This window comes from Actinoplanes couchii, assembly GCF_016862075.1.
In the GTDB taxonomy this organism is placed as follows: domain Bacteria; phylum Actinomycetota; class Actinomycetes; order Mycobacteriales; family Micromonosporaceae; genus Actinoplanes; species Actinoplanes couchii.
This window is the reverse complement of sequence record NZ_BOMG01000042.1, coordinates 304,786-326,063: the sequence shown is the minus strand read 5'-3', so window position 1 is coordinate 326,063 and position 21,278 is coordinate 304,786. Positions and strand designations below refer to the sequence as shown.

Below are 21,278 nucleotides of genomic sequence, written 5' to 3'. Positions count from 1 at the left end.
AGGAGATCTGCACTCTCCCACCCTGCCACCTACTTCGTGGTCAGGATGTTCACGTAGGCGTCGATGGCCTGTTCGTTGGACTTGGGGCCGCCGGCTCCCCAGACGCTGTTCGGGAAGGTGTGGGCGCGACCCTCCTTGACCGCGGGCAGTGCCTTCCAGATCGCGCTCTTGTTCAGTTCGGTGACGTAGTTCTCCGGGGTTCCGTCGTTGGCGTAGAACAGGGTCGCGTCGCCGACGGCGGTCAGGCCCTCGATGTCGGTCTGGGCCAGGCCGTAGGACGGGTCGACACCGCCGCTGCCGTACGCCGAGTTGATCTCGTCGGTCCAGGCCGAGGTCATGCCGAGCTGCTCGCCGATCTCGGTGAAGAGCGCACCCTTGCCGTACGGGCGGATCACCACGTTGGAGCCCTCGATCCAGCCGTCGAAGAACAGGAACTTGGTGGCGGGCACGTTCGCGGCGGCGAGCTTCTCCTTGGCCGCGGCGAAGTGCGCGTCGAAGTCCTTGAGGACGGCGTCGGCGCGTTCGGTGCGGCCGGTAGCCGTACCGATCATGGAAAAGACCTTCTTCATGTTGTCGATCTGGCCCTTGGCGTCGGCGCCGACCGTGGCCAGGACCGGGACGCCACGCTTCTCCAGCTTGGCGAGCAGCTCGTCGTCGGCCTTGTAGACCTCCATGACGATCAGGTCCGGGTTGCTCGCGTACAGCGCGTCGAGGTCGGGTTCGCCACGCTCGCCGGCGCTGGCCACGCCCTCGGGCAGCTTCTCGGCGGTGACGTACTGCTTGTAACCGTCGGGGCTGGCGACGGCGACCGGGTTGACGCAGAGCGTGATCAGGTCCTCGGTCTGCTGCCACTCCAGGACGGCGACCCGGGAGGCCGGCTTGGCCAGCTCGACCTTGCGGCCGACACCGTCGGTCATCGACACCGGGCCGGTCGACGTGGTCGTGGTGTCCTCGGCACAGTTCTGCGAGGCGGGGGCCGCCGAGGCGGCGGTGGGGACGTCCTCGACGTCCGTGGTGCCGCAGGCGGTGGCCGTGACGGCGACCGCGGTGAGCGTCGCGGCGGTGACCGCGAGACGGTTGACAATGATCATGCGGAATTCGCTCCTGAGACGGTGCAGCACCGTGAAGTAAGGCTTGCCTTGCCTTACCGAGGCTAGGTGATGATCAACTTGTCGGCAATCCCGAGCTGACGACACCGGATACGGGATTCCGGACATCACCCTCGTTTGGCCAGCGCCCCCGGAGTCACTTTCAGCACCCGTCGGAACGCCGCGATGAACGTGCTCGGCTGGGCATAACCCAGCCGCTCGGCGACGTCCCGGACATCGGCGCCCTCGGCCAGCATCGCCAGCGCCCGGTGCACCCGCAGCGCCTGCCGCCACTGCGCGAACGACAACCCGGTCGCGGTACGGAACGCCCGGCTGATCGTCCGGTCGCTCGCGCCCAGGTGCTCCGCCCACTCCTCCAGGCCCCGCTTGTCGGCCGGGTCGGCGAGCAGCGCCTCGGCGATCGCGTCGATCCGCGGATCACCCGGCAGCTCCAGCGCGAACTGCCGCTCCGCCGGTACGAGCACGTCGAACACCACCGCCTCGGTCCGCTCCCGCGCCGCGGGGTCCAGATCGGCCCTGGTCAGGCGTACCAGCAACGCCTCCAGCAGTGGGGTGATCACGACCAGGGCCGGACCGCCGAACCCGGCCGGCACCCGGCCCAGGGCGAAGAACGCGTAGTGCAGCTCGGCGCCGGCCGTCACCCGCCCGCCGTGCACGGTTCCGGCCGGCAGCCACAACCCGAACCCGGCCGGCACGGTGAAGAGCCGGTTGCCGATCCGCGAGGTCATCGTCCCGCCGCGCACCCAGACCAGCTCGTCGACCGGGTGCGCGTGCGGCTCCCACTCGGTCGGCGCGCCCGGAGTCTCGGACGCGGCCACGATCGCCTCCGGGACCGGGTCACCGAGCGGCAGCCCCACGTCGCGGCGCACCACCGTGCCCGGATCCCGCAGCCAGGCCCCCAGCCCGAGGTCGTCGGCTCGCGCAGTCATGGCGGCGAGGGTACGCGGCCCCCGAGGGGTGACGTCCGCCTCAATGCGGTTTCGTCTCTTCTTCAGCGGGCACCACTCGGGCTCATCCTCATGTTTGGGAAGGACGCCCAGTGGAAATTGATGCCCTTCTGTGCAACGTGGAGCGCAAGGCTCGCCTGCACGGCCGCCGCGAGAGTCTGCGGGTGGTCACCGGGGTGCTGGGCGCGGTGACCGACGTGCTTCCGGTCCGTGCGTCGGAGCTGCTCGCCCCGCATCTGCCCACCGAGATCCGCACCGGGCTGGCCCGGCACACCCGCACCGAGACCCCGGCCAGCTGCCGCCCGTTCCTCGAGAGAATCACCGCGCTGTTGTACGTGGACCAGCCCGACAACGCGTTCCTGGCGCGTGTGGCCCTGGAGAACCTGAACGCTTCCCTGCACGTGATCAGCCCCGCGGCCTTCGCGCACATGGTCGCCGCCGACCTGCGCCCGCTCCTGCTGGCCGGACGGCCCGCCGTCACCCGCACCCAGCCCGCCGTCGCTGTCACCGACCGCATCCGGGTTCCCGCGGTCGTGCCCGCCTGACGCTGCTCAGGCAGGTCTCAGGGAGGCGGTTCCATACTGCCTCCATGGCGGACAAGAATGTGTTCCTGCCGCCGCGACCGGTCATGCGGGCCGTCTGGTCCCTCCATCGCGGCATCTACCGGATCAGCCGTGGGCGCCTCGGACTGAAGCGGCCACAGCCGGGGCGTGAGGGCGCGCTCCGGCTCACCACCACCGGGCGGCGCAGCGGGCAGCCCCGCTCGGTGATCGTCGCCTACTTCGAGGACGGGCCGGACCAGGTCACCCTGGCCATGAACGGCTGGGGTGCGGGCGAGCCGGCCTGGTGGCTCAACCTGCTGGCCGAGCCGGACGCCACCACCGAGGTCGACGGGCGCGAGCGCCCGGTCCGGGCCCGCGCCGCCACCCCCGGCGCCGAACACGACCGGCTGTGGCAGCGCTGGCGCGACCTCGACCCGAAACTCGACGCCTACGCCGCGCGGCGCCCCACTCCCACCACCGTGGTGATCCTCGAACCTCGGCAGCGCGGTTAGGCGGTCTCGACGCGGGCGATCAGCATCTTCAGGCGGCTGATCTCCGCGGCGAGGGCGGCGTCACCGTCGGCCGTGAGGGTGATCCAGGTGCGGCCGCGTTTGCCCTCGTAACCCTTCTCGATGTCGATCAGGCCGGCGGCCTCCAGGACACTCAGGTGTTTGGAGAGGTTGCCGGCGGTCAGGTCGAGCTGGGTGCGCAGGTAACCGAACTCGACCCGCTTGGCCTCGTGCGTGATGGCCAGGATGCCCAGGCGGACCCGCTGATGAACGACCTCGTCGAGCCCGGTGACCGGGTGGCCGGAGACGTCGGTCATGGGCGGCGGGCCTTCGCGAAACCGAACGCCCCGGCCAGCAGCACGATGCCGATGATCAGCTGGGGTACCGCCATCGACAGCCTCAGGTTCGCGCCCATCATGGACATGCCCTCGGTCGTCGGCAGGACCAGCAGCACCAGCGCCAGGTATCCCCCGGTGAACAGCAGCAGCGGACCGTTGCGTTCCACGGCGGCCAGCACGAGCAGCGCGAGCCCGATCAGGCCCCACGGGGCGATCAGCCGGTCCAGCACGATCCACCAGAACGGCACCGGACCGCCCTCGAACGGCGGGTTGGCCGGGAAGTAGAGCGCCGCCGCCACGTACGCCGCGGTGAACACGACGGCCGTGACCGCGCCGGTGATCGCGTACGGCAGCACGCGCCCGCCGACACCCCGCGCCCGGGCGGCCCGCAGATAGCCCCAGGCGATCGTGGCGTAGGCGATCAGCAGCGCGGGCGGCCAGTAGTAGAGCATCCCGCGGCGCGCGAACGTACACCCGTCGGCCTGGCACTGCAGCTGCATGAAGATCGCGTCGAACGGCACGGCGAGCAGGGTCACCGCACCCAGCACCAGCAACGCCACCCAGGTGAGCCGCTGATCACGGCGCACCCGGGCGGCGAGCCCGCGCACCTCGGAGAGGATCCGGCGGGGGTCGTCCCCGGGACGTATCGCATCTGCTGTCATGGCAAACAGGTTTCCACAGCAAACCTATTTGCGCTAGAGCAGATTCGGGCCGGGAACACGACCGGTGACCCGGGTGGCGCCGAAGGTCTCGGCGAGACGGTTCAACCCGGCCGCGTACGCGTCGAGGAAGTCACCGTCCCGGGCCGTCGCGTCGTCCTCGAACCAGAGCCCCTCGATCCGCAGGGTGCCGGTCTCCCGGTCCAGTTTCGGGTCGATGCGGGCGACCAGTTCGTCACCGTGCAGCACCGGCATCGTGTAGTAACCCCACCGGCGCCGTTCGGCGGGCTTGTACACCTCCCACAGGTACTCGAAGCCGAACAGCTCCCTCGCCCGGCCCCGGGCGCTGACGATGTCCAGCGGCGCCAGGAAGGTGACCTCCGCCGTGGTGTCCGGCCCGAGCGGGCGCCACGCCTCCGGCACACCACCCCGCGCCACCACCTCCAGAAGGGGCAGATCCTCGGTGCGCACGTAATGGACGACACTGCTGTGCGCCACCCGTACCGGCGTCACCTCGCCCCGATCGACCATCGCGGCGATCCGCGACCGGGCCTCGTCGCGGTCCACCTTGCGGTGGCACAGCCGGGCGAACCGGTGCGCCCAGGACCGCGCCGTCGCGAGCCCGATGACGGCGAAGGCCTTGCCCGCGAAGTACCGCTCGGCGTCCTCGACCGGGGCGGCGTGCCGGAGCCCGGCCGGGGCGATGTCGTCACGGAAGCCGTAGAGCCGCTCGAAACGGCGGCGCCCGTGTGTCATCAGCTCACCGGTCAGCCACAGGTAGTACAGGGCGTTCGCGCTCTGTTTCGCCGACCGGAACGAGCCGCGCTTCCCGGCGCCGCCGAAATCGCGGCTGCTGAGCGGACCCTCGTCGCGCAGACGGCTCCGGACGTCGTCCAGCAGCGCCGGATGCTCGGCCGCGAAGACCCGCCACCGCTCGTCGCCGGCCCGGCGGGCCATCGGAGTCCGCCAGTACGGCAACTCCGTCATCGGGACGACGAACAGCGTTCCGCCGTAGTCGAAGAACTCCCGCCCGGTGTACATCAGCCGGTCCAGGTCGGCCGGGCGGTAGTCCAGCACCCGGCCGTGCAGGGCGAGGTCGTGGCTGCGGGCGAGCACCGTGAGCGGATCGATCTGGATCATCCCGGCCTCGGTCAGCGCCGACCGCACACCGTCGGCGGCCGCCACCCGGCGGCCGGGCCAGAGACCCTGCCGGCCGAGGACGAACCGCCGGACCGCCCGCGGCGAGAGCTCCGACGTGGTCCTCAGTGCTCCCACCATGCGGATCAGGTGGCCGGGACCGCGGTGGCCGGGGTGGCCACGGTGACGATGGCGACCGGGTCGCCGTCCTGGGTCAGGAGGACCCGGGTCACCGGGTCGCTGTCGCTGTTCTCGGCGGCCCAGCGCGCCACGGCCGCCTGGGAGTCGGCGGGCAGTTCGAGCCGGCCGTCCGTGCCGGTGACGGTGATCTTGCCGTGCGGGCCGCCCAGGGTGGCGCACATCGCGGTGCCGGCCGACTCGACGTACCACATGGTCACGCCGCACGGGAGCGAGAGGCGGCCGAACCAGCCGTCCTTCTCGCCGGTCGCCGCCGGGTAGGTCAGGGCCTCGTGGTCGTCGATCACGTAGACGTCCACCCGGGAGTCGCCGGCCGGCAGGGTGACGGGAGTCCGCGGCCAGCCGACCCAGAGCACGACCGCGGCGATCAGCACGACTACGGCGCCGAGAACCCAGAGGGCGATCGGGGTGGTGCGGGGCTTCGTCGGGTGACCGGCCTGAGCATTCATCGGGGTGACTCTTTCTTCCTGGTCGAGGTGTGTTCTCGGTACGGGAATGACGCTACGGACGCCGGCCGGCCCGGACATCCGACCGCGGTGCCCTCCGGGCGTGGTACCGCGGTACCACTGTTCAGACCAGACCGTTGGTGTGCGCCCAGATCACCGCGTGCACCCGGTCCCGGGCGCCGATCTTGGCCAGCACCCGGCCGACGTGGGTCTTCACCGTGGACTCGGACAGGAACAGCTGCCCGGCGATCTCCGGGTTGGACAGGCCCTGTCCGATCGCGATCAGCACCTCGCGTTCCCGGCCGGTCAGCTCGCCGAGTGCGCTGGTACCGGCCGGGGTGGTGACGCGTCCGCCCTGGTAGAGGTCGAGCAGGGTGCGGGTGTGCCGGGGCGAGACGACCGCCTCACCGGCGGCGACCGTACGGACCGCGTGGATCAGGTCGGCCGACGGCGCGTCCTTGAGCAGGAACCCGCTGGCCCCGGCGCGCAGGCCGTTGAAGGCGTACTCGTCGAGGTCGAAGGTGGTGAGGATCAGGACCCGGGTGCCGGGGCAGTTCGCGACGATGTCCCGGGTCGCCTCGATGCCGTCCATGATCGGCATCCGGACGTCCATCAGGACCACGTCGGGGCGCAGGTCACGGGCCATCAGGGCACCGGCCCGGCCGTCGCCGGCCTCGCCGACGATGCGCAGGCCCGGCGCCTGGGACAGCACCATCGCCATGCCGTCGCGGAGCAGTTCCTGGTCGTCCACGAGCAGCAGGGTCGTCTCGGTCATCACAGTCCTCAGGAGGTTTCCTCGGTGGGGTGGGGCAGGGTGACCCGGACGGACCAGCCGACCGGTCGACGGCCGGCCTCCACCGTGCCGCCGTAGAGGGCGGCACGTTCCCGCATCGCGTTCAGGCCCTGCTCGCTGCCGACCGACGGGGCCGGTGTGGTGCCCCGCCCGTCGTCGGTGATCACGATGAGGATCGGGCCGGTGTAGTCCAGGTCGACCAGTACTTCGCTGGGATGTTCGGCGTACCGCAGGGCGTTGGTCAGCCCCTCCTGCACGATGCGGAAGATCACCCGTTGCAGGCCGGGCGACACCGGGTCGAGCCCGCGGCGCCGCAGCGTCACCGGCAGCCCGGCGATCCGGAACGTCGCGACCATGCTCTCCAGGTCACCGCCGGAGTCCGGGCTCCCGTCGTGCAGCACACCGAGCAGCCGGCGCATGTCCTTCATCGCCTCCCGGCCCAGGTCGGCGGCCCGCTCGACGGCCCGGCGCGAGCGCTGCGGGTCGGAGTCGGCGACCGCGGTCGCGCCGTCGGCCAGCCGCACCATGATGGTCAGGTTGTGCGCGACGATGTCGTGCAGGTCGTGGGCGATCCGGGCCCGTTCCCGGGCGGCCGCCAACTGCCCCTCCTGCTCCTTCTCCCGCGCCAGTTGCGCGGCCCGGTCGACGAGGGCCTGCACGTAGCGGCGGCGGATCGCGACGTTCGCCCCGATCAGGACCGCGCCGATCACGGCGGTCCCGTAGTAGGCGAGGAAGATGCCGAAGTCGTCGCGGCCGGACCGCAGGAACGTCTCGGCCCCCAGCACGGCCAGCGAACCGGCCGCCCCGGCCGACACCTGCCGCAGCGGCCGGTTCGCGGCCAGGAAGTACATCGCCACCGCGTACACCACGGCCTGGGTCTGCACGGACAGGGCGTCGCCCACCACGACCAGCGCCAGCACCGGCCACGGGTAGGCACGCCCCCAGAACAGCGCGAGCGACAGCACCGTGTTGACCGCCAGGCCCCACCAGAACTCGCCGGTCGGCGCCCAGTCGACGAGCATGTCGGTGTCGAGCCCCGACAGCAGGCAGAACGCGACCACGATCGCGGTTCCCCACCCGGGACGGCCGGCCCGCAGGACATGGCGGAGCTCGGTCACTCAGGCGTCCCGGCGGATCAGGTTCACGGCGCCGGCCACCGCCGGGATCAGCAGCCACGCGGCGACGACCGGCAGCGCACGCGACAGCGGGTCGGTCCAGACCTGGGTCGCGGCGGTGGAGAACGCCAGACTCTGCAGGTCGAACCGCACCAGCGGGTCGAACATGAACAGCACCACTCTCAGCAGTAGGACGGCCCCCAGGACGAGACCGACGCCGGCTGCCGTGTTGCGGACCGTGAGTGTGACGGCGAACGCGAACAGTGCCACCAGCACGCAGTACCCGACCTCCACACCGAACAGCGCCTGCATTGTGCCGTACGGCAGCGGGGCCACGTCGCCCTGGTGCAGCAGTGGGAGGGCGGCGGCGTACCCCAGGGCGATCGACAGACCGGCCAGCAGGGTCGCGACGACCGTGACCACCACCGCTTTCGCGGCCACAAGACTCAGCCTGCGCGGTACGCCGACCAGGGTCACCCGGATCGCGCCGCCGGTGTATTCGCAGCTCAGTGCCACCACGGCCAGGACCACCAGGGCGATCTGCAGCACGCCCGACGACGACGCCAGCACCTCGGTGACGGCGTCCCGGGCGGTCACGTCCCCGGCCAGGTCCGGATCGCTGAAGGACAGCGCCGACGCCGCGGCACCGCCTGCCGCCAGCACCGGCGCGGCGACCACACACGCCCAGAACGAGCGCAGCGTCCGCAGCTTGAGCCACTCCGCGGCGATCAGGCGGGGCATGGTCAGGCGTACCGGCGAATCGGTTGTCATCGGTTGTTCCCCCTGGTCAGCGTGAGATAGGCGTCCTCCAGGGAGGCGGGCACGGTGGTGTTCTCGTAGAGCAGGATCCCGGCGTGGTGGGCCAGCACGGCCACCTCGTCGGCGGTCATCCCGGTGACCTCGCAGCTGCCGTCCGGGCGCCGGGCGACGGCCGCCTCGCGCTCGCGCAGCAGAAGCTCCAGGCGGTCCGGCTGTTCGGTACGGGTGTGCACGACGCGGGTGGCGTTGCGGGAGACCAGCTCGGCCAGCGACGCGTCGGCGAGCACCCGGCCGCGACCGAGAACGATCAGCCGGTCGACGGTCTGGGCCAGCTCGCCCATCAGGTGGCTGGAGACCAGGATCGCCCGCCCTTCCCGGGCCAGGCCGCGCAGCAGCGAACGGATCCAGATGATGCCGTCCGGGTCCAGGCCGTTCGCCGGTTCGTCCAGCAGCAACGCGGCCGGGTCGCCGAGCAGGGCGGCGGCCAGGCCGAGCCGCTGGCGCATGCCCAGGGAGTAACCGCCGACCCGGCGGGACGCGGAGCCGACCAGGCCGACCATCTCCAGGAGCTCGTCGGCGCGGCGGGCGCCGATGCCGTGGGTACGGGCCAGGATCCGCAGGTGGTCGCGCCCGCTGCGCCCGGGATGGATCGCCTCGACGTCGAGCAGGGCGCCGACCGCGCGCAATGGCGCGGCCAGCCGGGCGTAGGGCCGGCCGTCGATCAGGCAGTGCCCGGACGTCGGCCGGTCCAGGCCCACCATCATCCGGATGGTCGTCGACTTGCCGGCCCCGTTCGGCCCGACGAACCCGTTGATCACCCCGGCTTCCAGCCGGAACGACACGTCGTGCACGGCTCGGACGGCACCGTACTTCTTGGTCAGTCCGTGAACTTCGATCACCGTCAGAACGCTACGGACGGACCGTCGCCCTGCCATCCGACCGCGGTCCCGCGTGGTCGTGGTACCGCGGTACCACGGCTCACCGGCGCCCGAGGACGATGTCGGTCACCTCGGCCAGCGTCTTGATGCGATAGGTGGCCCGGGAGACGTCATGGGTCTTCGTGAAGTCGTTGTGGACGACGGCGCAGTCGATGCCGGCGGCCACGGCCGAGGTCAGGCCCCTGGCGGAATCCTCCACGACCAGTGTCTCCGCCGGCCGGGCGCCGAACCGCGCGAGGCCGGTCAGGTACGGTTCCGGATGCGGTTTGGGCTGCTGGTAGTCCTCCCGGGCCAGCACGAACTCCATGAACGGCCGGATCTGCCGCTTCTCATGGATGATCTCGAAGTCCGCACGGCCCCAGCGTAGGCGAACCGTGGATCACCAGTCGGCGCGCCAGAACTGGGGGGCCTGCGGGATGTCGGTGCGGGGGACGCCGAGGCGGGTGGCGGCCGACGCGGCCCAGTGCGGGTTGCGCAGGGCGGCCCGGCCGATCGACACGGCGTGTGCCTGGCCGGTGGCCAGGATGGTCTCGGCCTGGATCGGCTCGTCGATCAGGCCGACCGCGCTGACCACCAGCGGGAGGTCGGCGAGCTGCCGGGTCAACTCGGCGGCCAGGGGCACCTGGTAACCGGGGCCGACCGGGATGGTCGCGCCGCCGCCGAGGCCTCCGGAGGAGACGTCCACCCAGGTCACGCCGTGCTCGTCGGCGAGGCGGCGGATCAGGCGGGCGGAGGCGGCGACGTCCCAGGCGCCGTCCAGCCAGTCGGTGGCGCTGATCCGGATGCCGAGGGGCTTGTGGTCCGGCCAGACCTCGCGGACCGCGGCGGCCACCTCGCGGACGAACCGGGTCCGGCCCTGTTCGTCGCCGCCGTACTCGTCGGTGCGGGTGTTGGTGAGCGGCGACAGGAACTGGTGGATCAGGTAGCCGTGGGCGGCGTGCAGCTGGATGGCGTCGTATCCGGCCGCGTCGGCACGTCGCGCCGCGTCGGCGAACGCGGCGACGACCTCGGCGATCTCCGCGACGGTCAGCCCTTTCGCGGCGTCGAGTCCGGGCAGGACCGGGCCGTCGACGGAGCTGACCGTGGTCCAGCCGCCGTCGGCGACGGGCACCGTGCCGTCGGGCTGGCCGGGCAGCCACGGGTAGGTGGAGGCTTTGCCACCGGCGTGGGCGAGCTGCACCGCGGCGGCGGCGCCCTGCGAGTGCAGGAAGGTGACCACCCGCTCGTGGGCGTGCTGCTGCTCGTCGGTCCAGAGGCCGACGTCGCGGGGGCTGATCCGGGCCCGGGCCTCGACCCCGGTCGCTTCGACGGTGACCAGGCCGAACCCGCCGGCGGCGAAGGATCCGAGGTGTTGCAGATGCCAGTCGGTGGGCACGCCGTCCTCGCGGTCGATGACGTACTGGCACATCGGCGCGATGATCGCCCGGTTGCGCAGGGCGAGTCCGGGGCCCTTCGGGGCGGGCAGGGTGAGGGGCGTGAACAGCTGCGGCATGAAGGCCGGCTCCTAAATACTTGCGTACGCCTTGTATTGCCTGACGCAAGCAAAATTAGTTGCACACGCGGGCTTTTGCAAACGGCTATGATGTAGGCCATGACAGCGTTGGCTCAGCGCTGGTGTGCACTCCAGGTCCTGCACGATCGGATCAGCGCGCACATCGAGCGCGCCCTGCAACCCGCCCACGGCATCAGCGTCCGGGAGTTCTCCCTGCTGGACGTGCTCAGCCGCCAGCACGACGACGACGGCGGCCACCTGCAGATGAAACAGGTCGCCGAGTCGATCGCGCTCAGCCAGTCGGCGACCACCCGCCTGGTCGCCCGGCTGGAGGACCGCGGGCTGCTGTCGCGTTACATCTGCCCCACCGACCGCCGCGGCATCTACACCGAGGTCACCGCCGACGGGCACCGCATGCTCACCGCGGCCCGCCCGACCAACGACACCGCACTGGCCGAAGCCCTCGACACGCTCAGCGCCGAGGAGGAGCTGGCGCCGCTGGTCCGGGCGCTGCGCGGCAGCGCGGAACGATAGGCGCGGATCATCGCCCGCAGGGGCAGGGTGTGCCGCCGGGACACAACCGGAAGGTGATCTGCCGGATCGCGGACCCGGTCAGGTCCACGGCACCGGACCGGATGAGCTCCCGCACGTCCAGCGGGGTTTCGGAGAAGACGGCCAGGATCGTCTCGTGCCGGGCGGCGACCGCGGGGACGGACTCCGGCCAGCGCAGGAGCAGGCCACGGTCCAGGACCGCGACCCGGCCCGCGGCCCCCAGATGAAGGACAGCGGCGTGCCGGGGCCCGGCCTCACGGCGACCTGGATCAGGTCACCGGAGTGCACGGTCGCGCCGTCGGTGATCGGCCCCGCGGATCCGTCCACCCGCAACCGCACCGGATGGTCGAGGTCGCCGGGCTGATCACCGAGCGCACGCAGCCGGGCCGAGGTGACCAGCCCGGCGACCTGCTCCCGAAGCCGGCCGGCATCGGGCAGCGGCTCCCGGACCAGGGAGAGACCGGTGGCGTCGTGCAGGAGATATCCGGGCGAGACGGTGACGATCGCGGCCTCGTCACCGCCGGTCACCAGGCGGGTGCCGGGAATCGCGGCGAGTGCCGCGAGGGCGGTGTCGTCCAGCGACGACACCCGGACCGGGATGTCCCGTGCGGTGCTGCGCCAGGGGTAGGCGACCCCGTCGACGGTGATCCCGGCGGGCGCGGTCAGCAGGGCCGCGGTCCCGCGCAGGTGCCCGACCCGCAGGATCGGGGCGGCCGGCCCGGGCACCCGGCCGGTGGGTGAGAGCAGCAGCTCGTCGCCGGGGTGGATGCCGTTCTCGTGGGCGTCGTCGATCCAGGTCTCGCCGGTCGCCCGGTCCACCCGGATCGGGTGCGGTCGCCCGGTCCGGCGGCCCGGGGTCGTGGTGAACACCACCCGGTCGGCCGGTCCGGTGACCTCCGGGTGTTGCAGCGGGTTGCGGGCCACCACCGGCGGCCGGGCCCGTGCGATCGCTTCGGCCCAGGTCACGTGCGGGTTGTCCCGCAGGATCGGCATCAGGGCCGCGGTGAGATGCCCGTGGTTGCGGCGGAACTCCGGTGACCAGCCCTCCGTCACCGGCTCCCGGGCGCCGCCGGCCGTCACGCGTACGACATCAGGGTTGTCGTCGTGCCAGGGTGAGCCCGGATGGGTGGCGAGCAGCCGCTCGAAGGCCTGCGCGGTGGCCATCCACCGCCGGCCGACCGCCGCGACCGGCCAGCGAACCGCCGGTGACGGGGAACGGCAGTCCAGGATGGAGGTCACGTTCGGACTGCGCAGGGTCAGCCGCCAGAGCAGCACGCTGAGTTCGTCGGCGAGGATGCCCCGGAAGTCGTCGGGGGTGGTCTGCGCGATGTCGGTGGGCAGCAGGAACGGCAGCTCCGCGGGGGCGCCGGGCAGGTCGGCGGCGGCCCGGCGACCGTAACCGGAGAAGTAGAAGACCGCGGCGTCGTCGGCCCGGGTCTCCGCGATCAGCTCTTCGAGTCCGCGGAGGATGCCCGCCCGGGAGGCCGCGCCGTCGCGCAGTGCGGTGACCAGGAAGCCGCGCGACTTCAGGACGTCGACGGTCAGGTCGGCGTCGTCGTCGCAGCCGCCCAGCCCGCCGACCTGGCTGGCGACGATCAGTGCACGACTGGTCATGATTCTCCACGATGCTCACTGGAGGGCACGGCGTCAACAACGAACGGTGATCAGTACGGCCAACCGCGTCACGTGCGAAACTGCCCCCTTCGCCGGAGAACGAGGAGACACGATGTCGATCGAGGTGCGCGAGACGGCCTCGGAGCAGGACTTCGAGGACTGGCGCGCGGTCCGGCAGGCGGTCGAGCCGAACGAGCGCACCCTCGAGATCGAGGCGCTGCGGCGCTCCGCGGCCAACGGACAGACCTTCTTGCTGGCGTACGCCGACGGAGAGCTGGCCGGATCCGGGGTCACCGGCCGGTCCGACCTGCCGGACGCCGCCTTCGTCGCGCCGCGGGTGCTCACCGGGTTCCGGCGCCGGGGTGTGGGCACCGCCCTGCTCGCCCGGCTGGCTCCGCACGCCGAAGCCCTGGGTGTCGCCGTCGTCAGTGCCGGGGTCGAGGACCCGGGGTCGCTGTTCTTCGCGCACCGGTTCGGGTTCGCCGAGGTGGACCGGCAGATCGAGCAGGTCCGCACGGTCGGCGACGAGACCGCCCCGGTGGTGCCCGCCGGTGTCACGATCGTCTCGGTGGCACAGCGCCCGGAGCTGTGGCGGCGCGCCTACGACGACGTCGCACGGCAGGGCTTCGAGGACATGGCGACGATCGCCACCATCCGGGTGGAACCGTCGCAGTGGGAGTCGGACTGGATCGGCGATCCGGCGGCCATGTTCCTGGCCCTCGCCGACGACCGGGTGATCGGCTGCGCCGGCCTGCTGCCGGACCCCGACCGGCCCGGCATCGCCGAGAACGCGCTGACCGCGGTCGCCCGGGACTGGCGGGGCCGTGGTGTCGCGCTCGCTCTGAAACGGACCGCGCTGAGGTGGGCCGTGGAGCACGGCATCCGGGAGGTCACCACGTGGACGCAGGCCGGTAACACCGCCATGCGCGAACTGAACGTACGGCTCGGCTATGTCCCGAGGGCGCAGAGCATCAGCGTACGGGCGCGGCTGCCGTTGATCTTCTAAGAATCCGTGGAGAATCCGGCGTCAGGGTGACGTCCATGATGCCGACAACCACCCTGGACGTCGAACGCCGGCGACGCTCCGGCCGCCGGGCCGTGACGGTGACCGTATTGAAAGCCGGGTTCTGGCTGACCGTGGCGATGCCGTTCGTGCTGTTCGCCCTCTGGGGCGGCCCCGCGACACTGAACCCGGGCACCGCGCTCAGCTCGCTCGGGACCATGGCCGGGCTGCTCGGCACGAACCTGGTGCTGGTCATGGTGTTCCTGGCGGCCCGGGTGCCGTACCTGGACCGGGTCATCGGCCACGACGTGGCTCTGGCGTACCACCGCAGGCTGGGCGAGCCCGCGCTCTATCTGATCCTCGCCCACTTCGCCCTGCTGACCGTCGGACGGTCGGTCGAGAACGGGCGTGACGTCGTCGGCGAGACCCTGGCGCTGATCGGCGACGGGGAGGACACCGGTCTCGCGTACATCGGGCTGGGTCTGTTCGTGGTCGTCGTGGTGACCTCGGCGGTGACCGTGATCCGGCGGTGGTTCACCCACGAGATGTGGTTCGCGGTGCACGCCCTCAGCTACCTCGGCATCGTGATGGCCCTGCCGCACCAGAGCCAGGACGGCGCGGTACTCGATCCGGCGTCCTGGCGGTACGCCTACTGGCTCACCCTGTACGCGATCGCCTTCGGTGCGATGCTCGTCTTCCGGGTGCTGATGCCGATCGGCCGCAGCCTGTGGCACGACGTCCGGGTCACCGGCGTCGAACCGATCGCGCCCGGCGTGGTGTCGATCCACCTCTCCGGCCGTCGCCTGACCCGGCTGCGCGCGGCCGGCGGACAGTACGCGATCTGGCGTTTCTGGTCCCGCGCGACCTGGTTCCACGGACATCCGATCTCCCTCTCCGCGGTGCCCACCGACACCACCGCACGCATCACGGTCCGCACGCTCGGCAAAGGCAGTGCCAGGATCAGCCGGGTACGCCCGGGCACCCGCGTGGGTTTCGCCGGCCTGTTCGGCATCTTCACCGACGCCGGCCGGACCAGCCCCCGGCTGTCGGTGGTGGCCGCCGGAGTCGGGGTGACACCGGTACGCGCCCTGCTGGAGGACTCCCCGCTGACCCCCGGCGAGGCGACCGTCGTGCTGCGCGGGCGCGGCGCCGACGACCGCTACCTCTGGGACGAGGTGGAGGCCCTGGCCGAGGCCACCGGAAGCCGGGTCGTCCACATGATCGGGCCCCGGCCGGCCGAGGCCGGCACCTGGATGTCCACCGAGGGGCAGACCATCGGGGACGTGTTCCCCGACCTGCTGGACTCCGACCTGTACGTCTGCGGCCCGCCCGCCTGGTCCGACCTGGTCGTCCGGGACGCCCGGGCCGCCGGGCTGCCGGCCACCCGGATCCACATGGAAAGATTCGACTGGTGAGGGCCCGGGTGCTGCTGGTCGAGGACGACTCCCGGCTCGCGGGGATGCTCGTCGGGCTGCTGACCGAGGAGGACTACGAGGTCGTCCGGGTCGGGGACGGGCAACGGGCGCTGCACGAGGGGCTCACCCGGTCGTTCGACGTGCTGATTCTCGACCGTGGGCTGCCCGCGCTGGAAGGACTCGACGTTCTGACCCGGCTGCGCAGCCGGGGCGTACGGACGCCGGCTCTGATTCTGTCCGCCCTGGGGAATCCGGCCGACCGGATCGAAGGCCTGGACCGCGGAGCCGAGGACTATCTCGCCAAACCGTTCGACATCGGCGAGTTGCTGGCCCGGATCCGGGCGCTGCTCCGGCGGCACGAGGACACATCGGCGGCGCTCCTGGTGCCGGGCGGCACACTCGACACGGTGAGCCGGTCGGTGGGACGGATCGCCCTGTCCGACGGTGAGGCCCGGCTGCTGGAGCATCTGGCACGCCGTCCACGGCAGGTGTTCGAGCGGGCGGAATTGCTGGCTGTCGCCTTTCCGGACGCCACGGATCAGGGCATGGTCGACACGTACGTCCACTATCTGCGCCGCAAACTGGGGCGCACCGTGATCGACACCGTGCGGGGCATCGGCTACCGGCTCGGGCGCGTGACATGACTGTCACGACTCGGCTGACCGTGCAGTTCACCGCGCTGATCACGCTGCTGCTGGTCATCGTGCTCGGTGCGATCCTCGTGCTGTTCAAGATCGGCGCCGACGCGACCACCGAGCGGGATCTGCGGGCCGCCTCCCGGTTGACGTCCGCGCAGATCGCACCGGGTGGCATCTTCGTGACGGTCTTCCGGGGCGACACCGTGACGACGGCCGCGGGCCAGCCGTCCGGGCTGGTCGATCAGGAGACGGCGCGGCGGGTGCTCGGCGGCGCCGGGCCGGTCACCAGGGAGAGAGTCGTCGGCGGGCGGGACTACACGACCCGGACGATTCGCCGGGACGGGGTGGTCGTCCAGGTCACGGCCGAGGACCACCGCGACGAGGCGACCCTGCGCAGGCTGGCGTCCGTGCTGCTGCTGGTCGGGGTCGCCGCCCTGGGTCTGGCGGCGGTCACCGCGCACGTGATGGCCCGGCGGGCGATCGTGCCGATGGCCGAGGCGCTCGCCGTGCAGCGGCGGTTCGTCGCGGACGCGAGTCACGAACTGCGCAGCCCGCTCACCCTGCTCAGCACCCGCACCCAGCTGCTGTCCCGCCGCCGCGCCGACGTTCCCGCCGACGTCGCGGCCGGTATCGACGAGATGACGCGCGACACCCGCGCGCTGACCCGGATCCTGGACGACCTGCTGATCGCCGCCGATCCCCGCGGCACGCCGCCGGACGGGGTCGTCGATCTGGTCGCGGTCGCCGGGCCGGTGGTGGCGTCGATGACCAGCGACGACGTGGCGATCGTGCTGTCGGCCACGGCGGACCGGGTGGTCGTCCCCGGGTCGGCGCCCGCGATCGAGCGGCTGCTCACCGCGCTGATCGCGAACGCCGTCGACTACGCGACAACCACGGTGACCGTCCGGATCGAGGCCGGCCGGACGGCGACCGTGCACGTGATCGACGACGGCCCCGGGTTCGCGCCGGCCATGGTGCGGCACGCGTTCGAACCGTTCGTGACGGACCGTGGGGCGGAGGATCCCGGCGGCCATTCCGGGCTTGGCCTGGCCATAGCCGCCGAGATCACCCACCGTCATCGCGGCCGCATCCACATCGAAGCGGCCGCGCACGGGCACGTGACGTTACATCTGCCCGGCTGACTACTTCGGGAGCCGCAGCCCGGACATGCCGCCGTCGACCGCCAGTGACGTTCCGGTGGTCGCGCCGGCGGCCGGCGAGGCGAGGTACAGCACCGCGGCGGCCACTTCCTCAGCTGTGACGAGACGGCCGGTGGGCTGCCGGGCGGCCAGCCGCGCCTTCTCCCCCACCGGATCGTCGGTCCGGGCCAGCAGCCGTGCCACCCACGGGGTGTCCACGGTGCCCGGCGCCACGCAGTTGACCCGGATCCCGTCGGCGATCAGGTCGGCGGCCGTGGCCAGGGTCAACGCGTGAACCGCGCCCTTGGACGCCGAGTACAGCGCCCGCTGCGGCAACCCGGCCGTCGCGGCGATCGACGAGATGTTCACGATCGACGCGTGCGAGCTGCGCCGCAGGTGGGGCAGGACCGCGGCGGTGCTGCGGGCGATGCCGGTGACGTTGATGTCCAGGACCCGTCGCCACTCGTCGTCGTCGTTGCCGTCCACACCGCCGACCGCGCTGACCCCGGCACAGTTGACCAGGATGTCGATGACCCCGAACTCCGCGGCCGTACGATCGGCGCCGCGCTCCAGACTCGCCCGGTCGCTGACGTCGGCCGTGATCGGGAGCAGGCCGTCGGCGGGCTCGCCGGGATGCAGATCGAACGACGCCACCCGGGCGCCACCGGAACGCAGCGCCGCCACGACTGCCGCGCCGATGCCCGAACCACCGCCGGTCACCACCGCGACCAGCCCGTCGAACGTACCCATCAGGCGTCTCCTTCCGATGCCCACGCCGGACCGTCCGGGTAGGAGAACTCCCGCAGCGTCGCGGGGCGGATCCGGGCCGAGAAGCCCGGGGCCGTGGGCGCCCGGTACGCGCCGTTCACGATCACGGCCGGGTCCTCGAAGTGTTCGTGCAGGTGGTCGACGAATTCGATGACCCGGTCGTCGAGGCGCCCGGAGACCGCCGCGTAATCGAACATCGACAGGTGCTGGACCAGCTCGCAGAGGCCGACTCCCCCGGCGTGCGGGCAGACCGGTTTACCGAACTTGGCGGCGAGCAGCAGGATCGCGATGTTCTCGTTGACCCCGGCGACCCGGCACGCGTCGATCTGGACGATGTCGACGGCCTCGGCCTGCAGCAGCTGTTTGAAGACGATCCGGTTCTGCACGTGTTCGCCGGTGGCGACCTTGATGCCGGCCGGGAGCAGTCCGCGGCGGATCGCGGCGTGGCCGAGGATGTCGTCGGGGCTGGTCGGTTCCTCGATCCACCACGGCCGGTACGGGGCGAGCGCCGTCATCCACTCCAGCGCTGTGCCGACGTCCCATCGCTGGTTGGCGTCGACCGCGATGCGGATGTCGTCGCCGACGGTCCGGCGAGCCAGTTCCATCCGCCGTACGTCATCGGCGAGGTCTGCTCCGACCTTGAGTTTGATCTGCTGGTAGCCGTCGGCGACCGCCTCCTTCGCCAGCCGCACGAGTTTGTCGTCGTGGTAGCCGAGCCAGCCGGGCGAGGTCGTGTAGGCCGGGTATCCGTCGGCCATCAACCGGGCGATGCGCTGCTCCCGGCCGGGGCGGGCGGCGTGCAGCAGTGCCAGGGCCTCGTCGCGGGTGAGCGCGTCGCTGAGATAACGCCAGTCGACGAGATCGACGATCTGCTCGGGTTCCATGTCGGCGAGCAGCCGCCACACCGGTTTCCCGGCGGCCCGGGCGGTGAGGTCCCAGGCCGCGTTGATCAGGGCGGCGGCGGCCAGGTGCATGACACCCTTCTCCGGGCCGAGCCAGCGGATCTGCGAGTCGTGGGTGAGCCGGCGGGCGAACTCGCCGAGGTCGTCGATGCCGTCGCCGATCACCAACGGGGCGAGGGCGTCGATCGCGGCGCGGCACACCTCGTTGCCGCGGCCGATGGTGAAGGTGAGCCCGTAGCCCTCGCTGCCGTCCTCGGTACGCAGCACCACGTAGGCGGCCGAGTAGTCCGGGTCCGGGTTCATGGCGTCGGAGCCGTCGAGGTCCCGGGACGTCGGGAAGCGGATGTCGTACGTGTCGACCGCGACGATCCTCATCCGGCGGCCCGCACCGTGCCGCGCTGACGGCCCAGACCGTCGGCCTCGATCTCCATCACGTCGCCGGGCGCCAGATAGGGGAAGCGGCCGGACAGTGCCACACCCTGCGGGGTGCCGGTGTTGATCAGGTCGCCGGGTTCCAGAACCGTGTACTGGGACAGGTGCCAGATCAGGTAATGCACGTCGAAGATCATGTCGGCGCTGGTGGAGTCCTGCCGTACCTCGCCGTTGACCCGGCTGCGCAACCCGATCCGGGCCGGGTCGGCCAGCTCGTCGGCGGTGGCCAGCCACGGACCGAGCGGGTTGAACGTCTCGCACGACTTGCCCTTGGACCACTGGCCGCCGGAGTCGTCGAGCTGGAAGGTGCGCTCGCTGACGTCGTTGGACAGCACGTACCCGGCGATGTGCGCGGCCGCGTCGTCGGGTGACGCCAGGTAGCGGGCGGTCCGGCCGATCACGACACCGAGTTCCACCTCCCAGTCGGTACGGGTGGAACCGCGCGGGATGAGCACGTCGTCGTCCGGCCCGATCACCGTGTTCGGCGCCTTGTAGAAGATGATCGGCTGCTCGGGCGGGGTGGCGCCGGACTCGGCGGCGTGCGCGGCGTAGTTCTGCCCGACACAGAGCACCACCCCGGGCCGGGCGATCGGGGCGCCGATCCGCTGCCCGGCGATGTCGATCTCGGGCAGGCCGTCGACGGTTCCGATCCCGCCGGCGGCCAGGAACGCCCCGGTGATGTCGGGCGTGACAGCGGACAGATCGAAGAACCGGCCGTCGTACGAGGCGACCGGTCTCTCCTGGCCGGCGGGTCCGATGCGCAGGTATTTCACGAGTACTCCAAGGGGTTGATGCCGAGGTCTTGCCAGAGGGCCGCGGGGATCGGGACGGACGCCATCGCGACGGCGTCGTCGACTTCGGCCGGGGAGCGCACGCCGACCAGGACGGACGTGACGGCCGGGTGGGTCAGGGGGAACTGGATCGCGGCGGCGCGCAACGGGACTCCATGGTGCCCGCACACGTCGCGGATCTCCAGGGCCCGCTCGACCAGGTGCGCGTCGGCGGGGGCGTAGTCGAACATCGCGCCGGGCCGCGGGTCGGCGAGCAGACCGGAATTGAACACCCCGCCAGCGATCACCGACACGCCCTTCTCCCGGCACAGCGGCAGCAGCTCGTCGGCGCCGGAGCGGTCCAGCAGGGTGAACCGGCCGGCCAGCAGGACCGCGTCCAGGTGCCCGGTGCGGACGAAGTCGGCGAGCATCGGCGCCTGGTTCATGCCGGCCGACACCGCGCCGATCCGGCCTTCGTCGCGCAGCGTGGTCATCGCCGGCAGCGCCTCGCCGGCGGCCTGGTCGAAGTGGTCGTCCGGGTCGTGCAGGTGCAGCAGGCCGGTGCGGGAAAGACCGAGACGAGCCAGGCTTTCCGCGTACGACGTACGGATCCCGTCCGCGGAATAGTCGAAGACCGGGGCCAGCGCCGCCGGTTCGGCCCAGAATTCCTGGTCGCCGTCGCCGCCGGGCCGCAGCAGCCGGCCGACCTTGGTAGACAGGGTGAACTCCGCCTGCGGCTTGCCGGCGAGCACGGCTCCGGCGCGGGTCTCGGCCAGGCCGTTGCCGTAGAGCGGGGCCACGTCGAAGTAGCGCAGGCCGAGGTCCCAGCCGCGCCGGACGGTGTCGTGCGCCTGCTGGTCGCTGACGGCGGTGAACAGGCCGCCGATCGGGGCCAGTCCCAGGCCGAGCCGGGTCACCGACACGTCGGTGCCGCCGATCCGGACACGTTCGAGGGGGTCCAAGGTCATGGGGACGACAATACATCCGATGACTTGGGGTAAATCAAGCCCTTCACCTCGCCTACTCACGGCAAAACGGACAGGTGATCGGGTGTCTGTTACGT

Annotated in this window: 24 protein-coding genes; 7 read left to right on the top strand and 17 right to left on the bottom strand. The window is 71.7% G+C overall.

The window, feature by feature from the left end; all coding sequences use genetic code 11:
• Positions 1-29: 29 nt before the first annotated feature.
• Positions 30-1,091 carry an ABC transporter substrate-binding protein gene (locus tag Aco03nite_RS16150; protein ID WP_203795959.1) on the bottom strand — a complete coding sequence of 354 codons (1,062 nt, stop codon included), beginning with the start codon at positions 1,089-1,091 and terminating at the stop codon, positions 30-32.
• A 125-nt stretch (positions 1,092-1,216) separates the two neighbouring features.
• Positions 1,217-2,038 carry a helix-turn-helix domain-containing protein gene (locus Aco03nite_RS16145; RefSeq protein ID WP_203795957.1) on the bottom strand — a complete coding sequence of 274 codons (822 nt, stop codon included), beginning with the start codon at positions 2,036-2,038 and terminating at the stop codon, positions 1,217-1,219.
• A gap of 110 nt (positions 2,039-2,148) precedes the next feature.
• Between Aco03nite_RS16145 and Aco03nite_RS16140 the strand changes: the two genes are divergently transcribed.
• Positions 2,149-2,601 carry a DUF2267 domain-containing protein gene (locus tag Aco03nite_RS16140; protein WP_203795955.1) on the top strand — a complete coding sequence of 151 codons (453 nt, stop codon included), beginning with the start codon at positions 2,149-2,151 and terminating at the stop codon, positions 2,599-2,601.
• A gap of 44 nt (positions 2,602-2,645) precedes the next feature.
• Positions 2,646-3,110, top strand: a complete 465-nt coding sequence (locus Aco03nite_RS16135; protein WP_203795953.1) for a nitroreductase family deazaflavin-dependent oxidoreductase — start codon at positions 2,646-2,648, stop codon at positions 3,108-3,110.
• Here the strand turns inward: Aco03nite_RS16135 and Aco03nite_RS16130 are convergent.
• The 10 genes from Aco03nite_RS16130 to Aco03nite_RS16085 all read right to left on the bottom strand — a co-directional run bounded on the left by Aco03nite_RS16130 (position 3,107) and on the right by Aco03nite_RS16085 (position 10,982).
• The gene (locus Aco03nite_RS16130) at positions 3,107-3,424 is read right to left on the bottom strand and encodes a transcriptional regulator (protein ID WP_203795945.1); all 318 of its coding nucleotides are present in this window, start codon (positions 3,422-3,424) and stop codon (positions 3,107-3,109) included. The genes Aco03nite_RS16135 and Aco03nite_RS16130 overlap by 4 nt on opposite strands.
• Positions 3,421-4,107, bottom strand: coding sequence for a hypothetical protein (locus Aco03nite_RS16125; RefSeq protein ID WP_203795943.1), 687 nt, complete (start codon positions 4,105-4,107; stop codon positions 3,421-3,423). Before Aco03nite_RS16125 ends, Aco03nite_RS16130 begins: the two co-directional genes overlap by 4 nt.
• Positions 4,108-4,140: 33 nt before the next feature.
• Complete coding sequence (locus Aco03nite_RS16120) at positions 4,141-5,382, bottom strand: winged helix-turn-helix domain-containing protein (protein WP_203795941.1); 1,242 nt, start codon at positions 5,380-5,382, stop codon at positions 4,141-4,143.
• Positions 5,383-5,387: 5 nt separating this feature from the next.
• Positions 5,388-5,888 (bottom strand): hypothetical protein, encoded by a 501-nt coding sequence (locus tag Aco03nite_RS16115; RefSeq protein WP_203795939.1) that lies wholly within the window; start codon positions 5,886-5,888, stop codon positions 5,388-5,390.
• Positions 5,889-6,009: 121 nt separating this feature from the next.
• Positions 6,010-6,660: a response regulator gene (locus Aco03nite_RS16110; RefSeq protein WP_203795938.1), complete on the bottom strand. Its 651-nt coding sequence runs from the start codon at positions 6,658-6,660 to the stop codon at positions 6,010-6,012.
• Between the two features lie 8 nt (positions 6,661-6,668).
• A complete protein-coding gene (locus tag Aco03nite_RS16105; RefSeq protein WP_203795936.1) occupies positions 6,669-7,796 on the bottom strand; it encodes a sensor histidine kinase in 1,128 nt (375 codons plus the stop codon).
• The gene (locus Aco03nite_RS16100; protein WP_203795934.1) at positions 7,797-8,564 is read right to left on the bottom strand and encodes an ABC transporter permease; all 768 of its coding nucleotides are present in this window, start codon (positions 8,562-8,564) and stop codon (positions 7,797-7,799) included. It abuts the gene before it with no gap.
• Positions 8,561-9,451 carry an ATP-binding cassette domain-containing protein gene (locus Aco03nite_RS16095; protein ID WP_239145199.1) on the bottom strand — a complete coding sequence of 297 codons (891 nt, stop codon included), beginning with the start codon at positions 9,449-9,451 and terminating at the stop codon, positions 8,561-8,563. The genes Aco03nite_RS16100 and Aco03nite_RS16095 overlap by 4 nt, the downstream gene beginning before the upstream one ends.
• Before the next feature lie 79 nt (positions 9,452-9,530).
• Positions 9,531-9,809 (bottom strand): HAD family hydrolase, encoded by a 279-nt coding sequence (locus tag Aco03nite_RS16090; RefSeq protein WP_373872602.1) that lies wholly within the window; start codon positions 9,807-9,809, stop codon positions 9,531-9,533.
• A gap of 60 nt (positions 9,810-9,869) precedes the next feature.
• The gene (locus Aco03nite_RS16085) at positions 9,870-10,982 is read right to left on the bottom strand and encodes an oxidoreductase (RefSeq protein ID WP_203795923.1); all 1,113 of its coding nucleotides are present in this window, start codon (positions 10,980-10,982) and stop codon (positions 9,870-9,872) included.
• Positions 10,983-11,081: 99 nt separating this feature from the next.
• Between Aco03nite_RS16085 and Aco03nite_RS16080 the strand changes: the two genes are divergently transcribed.
• Positions 11,082-11,516, top strand: a complete 435-nt coding sequence (locus Aco03nite_RS16080; RefSeq protein ID WP_203795921.1) for a MarR family winged helix-turn-helix transcriptional regulator — start codon at positions 11,082-11,084, stop codon at positions 11,514-11,516.
• A 78-nt stretch (positions 11,517-11,594) separates the two neighbouring features.
• On the opposite strand, the gene Aco03nite_RS16075 is transcribed toward Aco03nite_RS16080, so the two are convergent.
• Entirely contained in the window at positions 11,595-13,148 is a 1,554-nt protein-coding gene (locus tag Aco03nite_RS16075) for a caspase family protein (RefSeq protein WP_203795919.1), read from the bottom strand.
• A 112-nt stretch (positions 13,149-13,260) separates the two neighbouring features.
• Here Aco03nite_RS16075 and Aco03nite_RS16070 point away from each other — a divergent pair, with 112 nt between their 5' ends.
• The 4 genes from Aco03nite_RS16070 to Aco03nite_RS16055 are packed head-to-tail and all read left to right on the top strand — an operon-like array spanning position 13,261 to position 17,346.
• The gene (locus tag Aco03nite_RS16070) at positions 13,261-14,154 is read left to right on the top strand and encodes a GNAT family N-acetyltransferase (RefSeq protein WP_203795918.1); all 894 of its coding nucleotides are present in this window, start codon (positions 13,261-13,263) and stop codon (positions 14,152-14,154) included.
• A 35-nt stretch (positions 14,155-14,189) separates the two neighbouring features.
• Positions 14,190-15,566, top strand: a complete 1,377-nt coding sequence (locus tag Aco03nite_RS16065) for a ferredoxin reductase family protein (RefSeq protein WP_203795911.1) — start codon at positions 14,190-14,192, stop codon at positions 15,564-15,566.
• On the top strand, positions 15,563-16,210 hold the full coding sequence (locus tag Aco03nite_RS16060; protein WP_239145198.1) for a response regulator transcription factor: 648 nt from the start codon (positions 15,563-15,565) through the stop codon (positions 16,208-16,210). Before Aco03nite_RS16065 ends, Aco03nite_RS16060 begins: the two co-directional genes overlap by 4 nt.
• The gene (locus Aco03nite_RS16055) at positions 16,207-17,346 is read left to right on the top strand and encodes a sensor histidine kinase (protein WP_203795905.1); all 1,140 of its coding nucleotides are present in this window, start codon (positions 16,207-16,209) and stop codon (positions 17,344-17,346) included. The genes Aco03nite_RS16060 and Aco03nite_RS16055 overlap by 4 nt, the downstream gene beginning before the upstream one ends.
• On the opposite strand, the gene Aco03nite_RS16050 is transcribed toward Aco03nite_RS16055, so the two are convergent.
• From Aco03nite_RS16050 to Aco03nite_RS16035, 4 genes are read right to left on the bottom strand one after another with little or no spacing between them, the layout of a single operon-like run.
• Positions 17,347-18,093: an SDR family NAD(P)-dependent oxidoreductase gene (locus tag Aco03nite_RS16050; RefSeq protein WP_203795903.1), complete on the bottom strand. Its 747-nt coding sequence runs from the start codon at positions 18,091-18,093 to the stop codon at positions 17,347-17,349.
• Positions 18,093-19,388: an enolase C-terminal domain-like protein gene (locus Aco03nite_RS16045; RefSeq protein WP_203795901.1), complete on the bottom strand. Its 1,296-nt coding sequence runs from the start codon at positions 19,386-19,388 to the stop codon at positions 18,093-18,095. The genes Aco03nite_RS16050 and Aco03nite_RS16045 overlap by 1 nt, the downstream gene beginning before the upstream one ends.
• Positions 19,385-20,218 (bottom strand): fumarylacetoacetate hydrolase family protein, encoded by an 834-nt coding sequence (locus Aco03nite_RS16040; RefSeq protein WP_203795899.1) that lies wholly within the window; start codon positions 20,216-20,218, stop codon positions 19,385-19,387. The genes Aco03nite_RS16045 and Aco03nite_RS16040 overlap by 4 nt, the downstream gene beginning before the upstream one ends.
• Positions 20,215-21,183, bottom strand: coding sequence for an aldo/keto reductase (locus Aco03nite_RS16035; RefSeq protein WP_239145197.1), 969 nt, complete (start codon positions 21,181-21,183; stop codon positions 20,215-20,217). The genes Aco03nite_RS16040 and Aco03nite_RS16035 overlap by 4 nt, the downstream gene beginning before the upstream one ends.
• Between the last annotated feature and the right edge of the window lie 95 nt (positions 21,184-21,278).

What these genes read in the sequence shown, in the direction of transcription:
- Aco03nite_RS16050 (WP_203795903.1), bottom strand. Translation starts at nt 18,093, where the DNA reads ATGGGTACGTTCGACGGGCTGGTCGCGGTGGTGACCGGCGGTGGTTCG.
- Aco03nite_RS16085 (WP_203795923.1), bottom strand. Translation starts at nt 10,982, where the DNA reads ATGCCGCAGCTGTTCACGCCCCTCACCCTGCCCGCCCCGAAGGGCCCC.
- Aco03nite_RS16065 (WP_203795911.1), top strand. Translation starts at nt 14,190, where the DNA reads ATGATGCCGACAACCACCCTGGACGTCGAACGCCGGCGACGCTCCGGC.
- Aco03nite_RS16120 (WP_203795941.1), bottom strand. Translation starts at nt 5,382, where the DNA reads ATGGTGGGAGCACTGAGGACCACGTCGGAGCTCTCGCCGCGGGCGGTC.
- Aco03nite_RS16035 (WP_239145197.1), bottom strand. Translation starts at nt 21,183, where the DNA reads ATGACCTTGGACCCCCTCGAACGTGTCCGGATCGGCGGCACCGACGTG.
- Aco03nite_RS16115 (WP_203795939.1), bottom strand. Translation starts at nt 5,888, where the DNA reads ATGAATGCTCAGGCCGGTCACCCGACGAAGCCCCGCACCACCCCGATC.
- Aco03nite_RS16100 (WP_203795934.1), bottom strand. Translation starts at nt 8,564, where the DNA reads ATGACAACCGATTCGCCGGTACGCCTGACCATGCCCCGCCTGATCGCC.
- Aco03nite_RS16145 (WP_203795957.1), bottom strand. Translation starts at nt 2,038, where the DNA reads ATGACTGCGCGAGCCGACGACCTCGGGCTGGGGGCCTGGCTGCGGGAT.
- Aco03nite_RS16080 (WP_203795921.1), top strand. Translation starts at nt 11,082, where the DNA reads ATGACAGCGTTGGCTCAGCGCTGGTGTGCACTCCAGGTCCTGCACGAT.
- Aco03nite_RS16125 (WP_203795943.1), bottom strand. Translation starts at nt 4,107, where the DNA reads ATGACAGCAGATGCGATACGTCCCGGGGACGACCCCCGCCGGATCCTC.
- Aco03nite_RS16045 (WP_203795901.1), bottom strand. Translation starts at nt 19,388, where the DNA reads ATGAGGATCGTCGCGGTCGACACGTACGACATCCGCTTCCCGACGTCC.
- Aco03nite_RS16075 (WP_203795919.1), bottom strand. Translation starts at nt 13,148, where the DNA reads ATGACCAGTCGTGCACTGATCGTCGCCAGCCAGGTCGGCGGGCTGGGC.
- Aco03nite_RS16070 (WP_203795918.1), top strand. Translation starts at nt 13,261, where the DNA reads ATGTCGATCGAGGTGCGCGAGACGGCCTCGGAGCAGGACTTCGAGGAC.
- Aco03nite_RS16130 (WP_203795945.1), bottom strand. Translation starts at nt 3,424, where the DNA reads ATGACCGACGTCTCCGGCCACCCGGTCACCGGGCTCGACGAGGTCGTT.
- Aco03nite_RS16055 (WP_203795905.1), top strand. Translation starts at nt 16,207, where the DNA reads ATGACTGTCACGACTCGGCTGACCGTGCAGTTCACCGCGCTGATCACG.
- Aco03nite_RS16150 (WP_203795959.1), bottom strand. Translation starts at nt 1,091, where the DNA reads ATGATCATTGTCAACCGTCTCGCGGTCACCGCCGCGACGCTCACCGCG.
- Aco03nite_RS16110 (WP_203795938.1), bottom strand. Translation starts at nt 6,660, where the DNA reads ATGACCGAGACGACCCTGCTGCTCGTGGACGACCAGGAACTGCTCCGC.
- Aco03nite_RS16135 (WP_203795953.1), top strand. Translation starts at nt 2,646, where the DNA reads ATGGCGGACAAGAATGTGTTCCTGCCGCCGCGACCGGTCATGCGGGCC.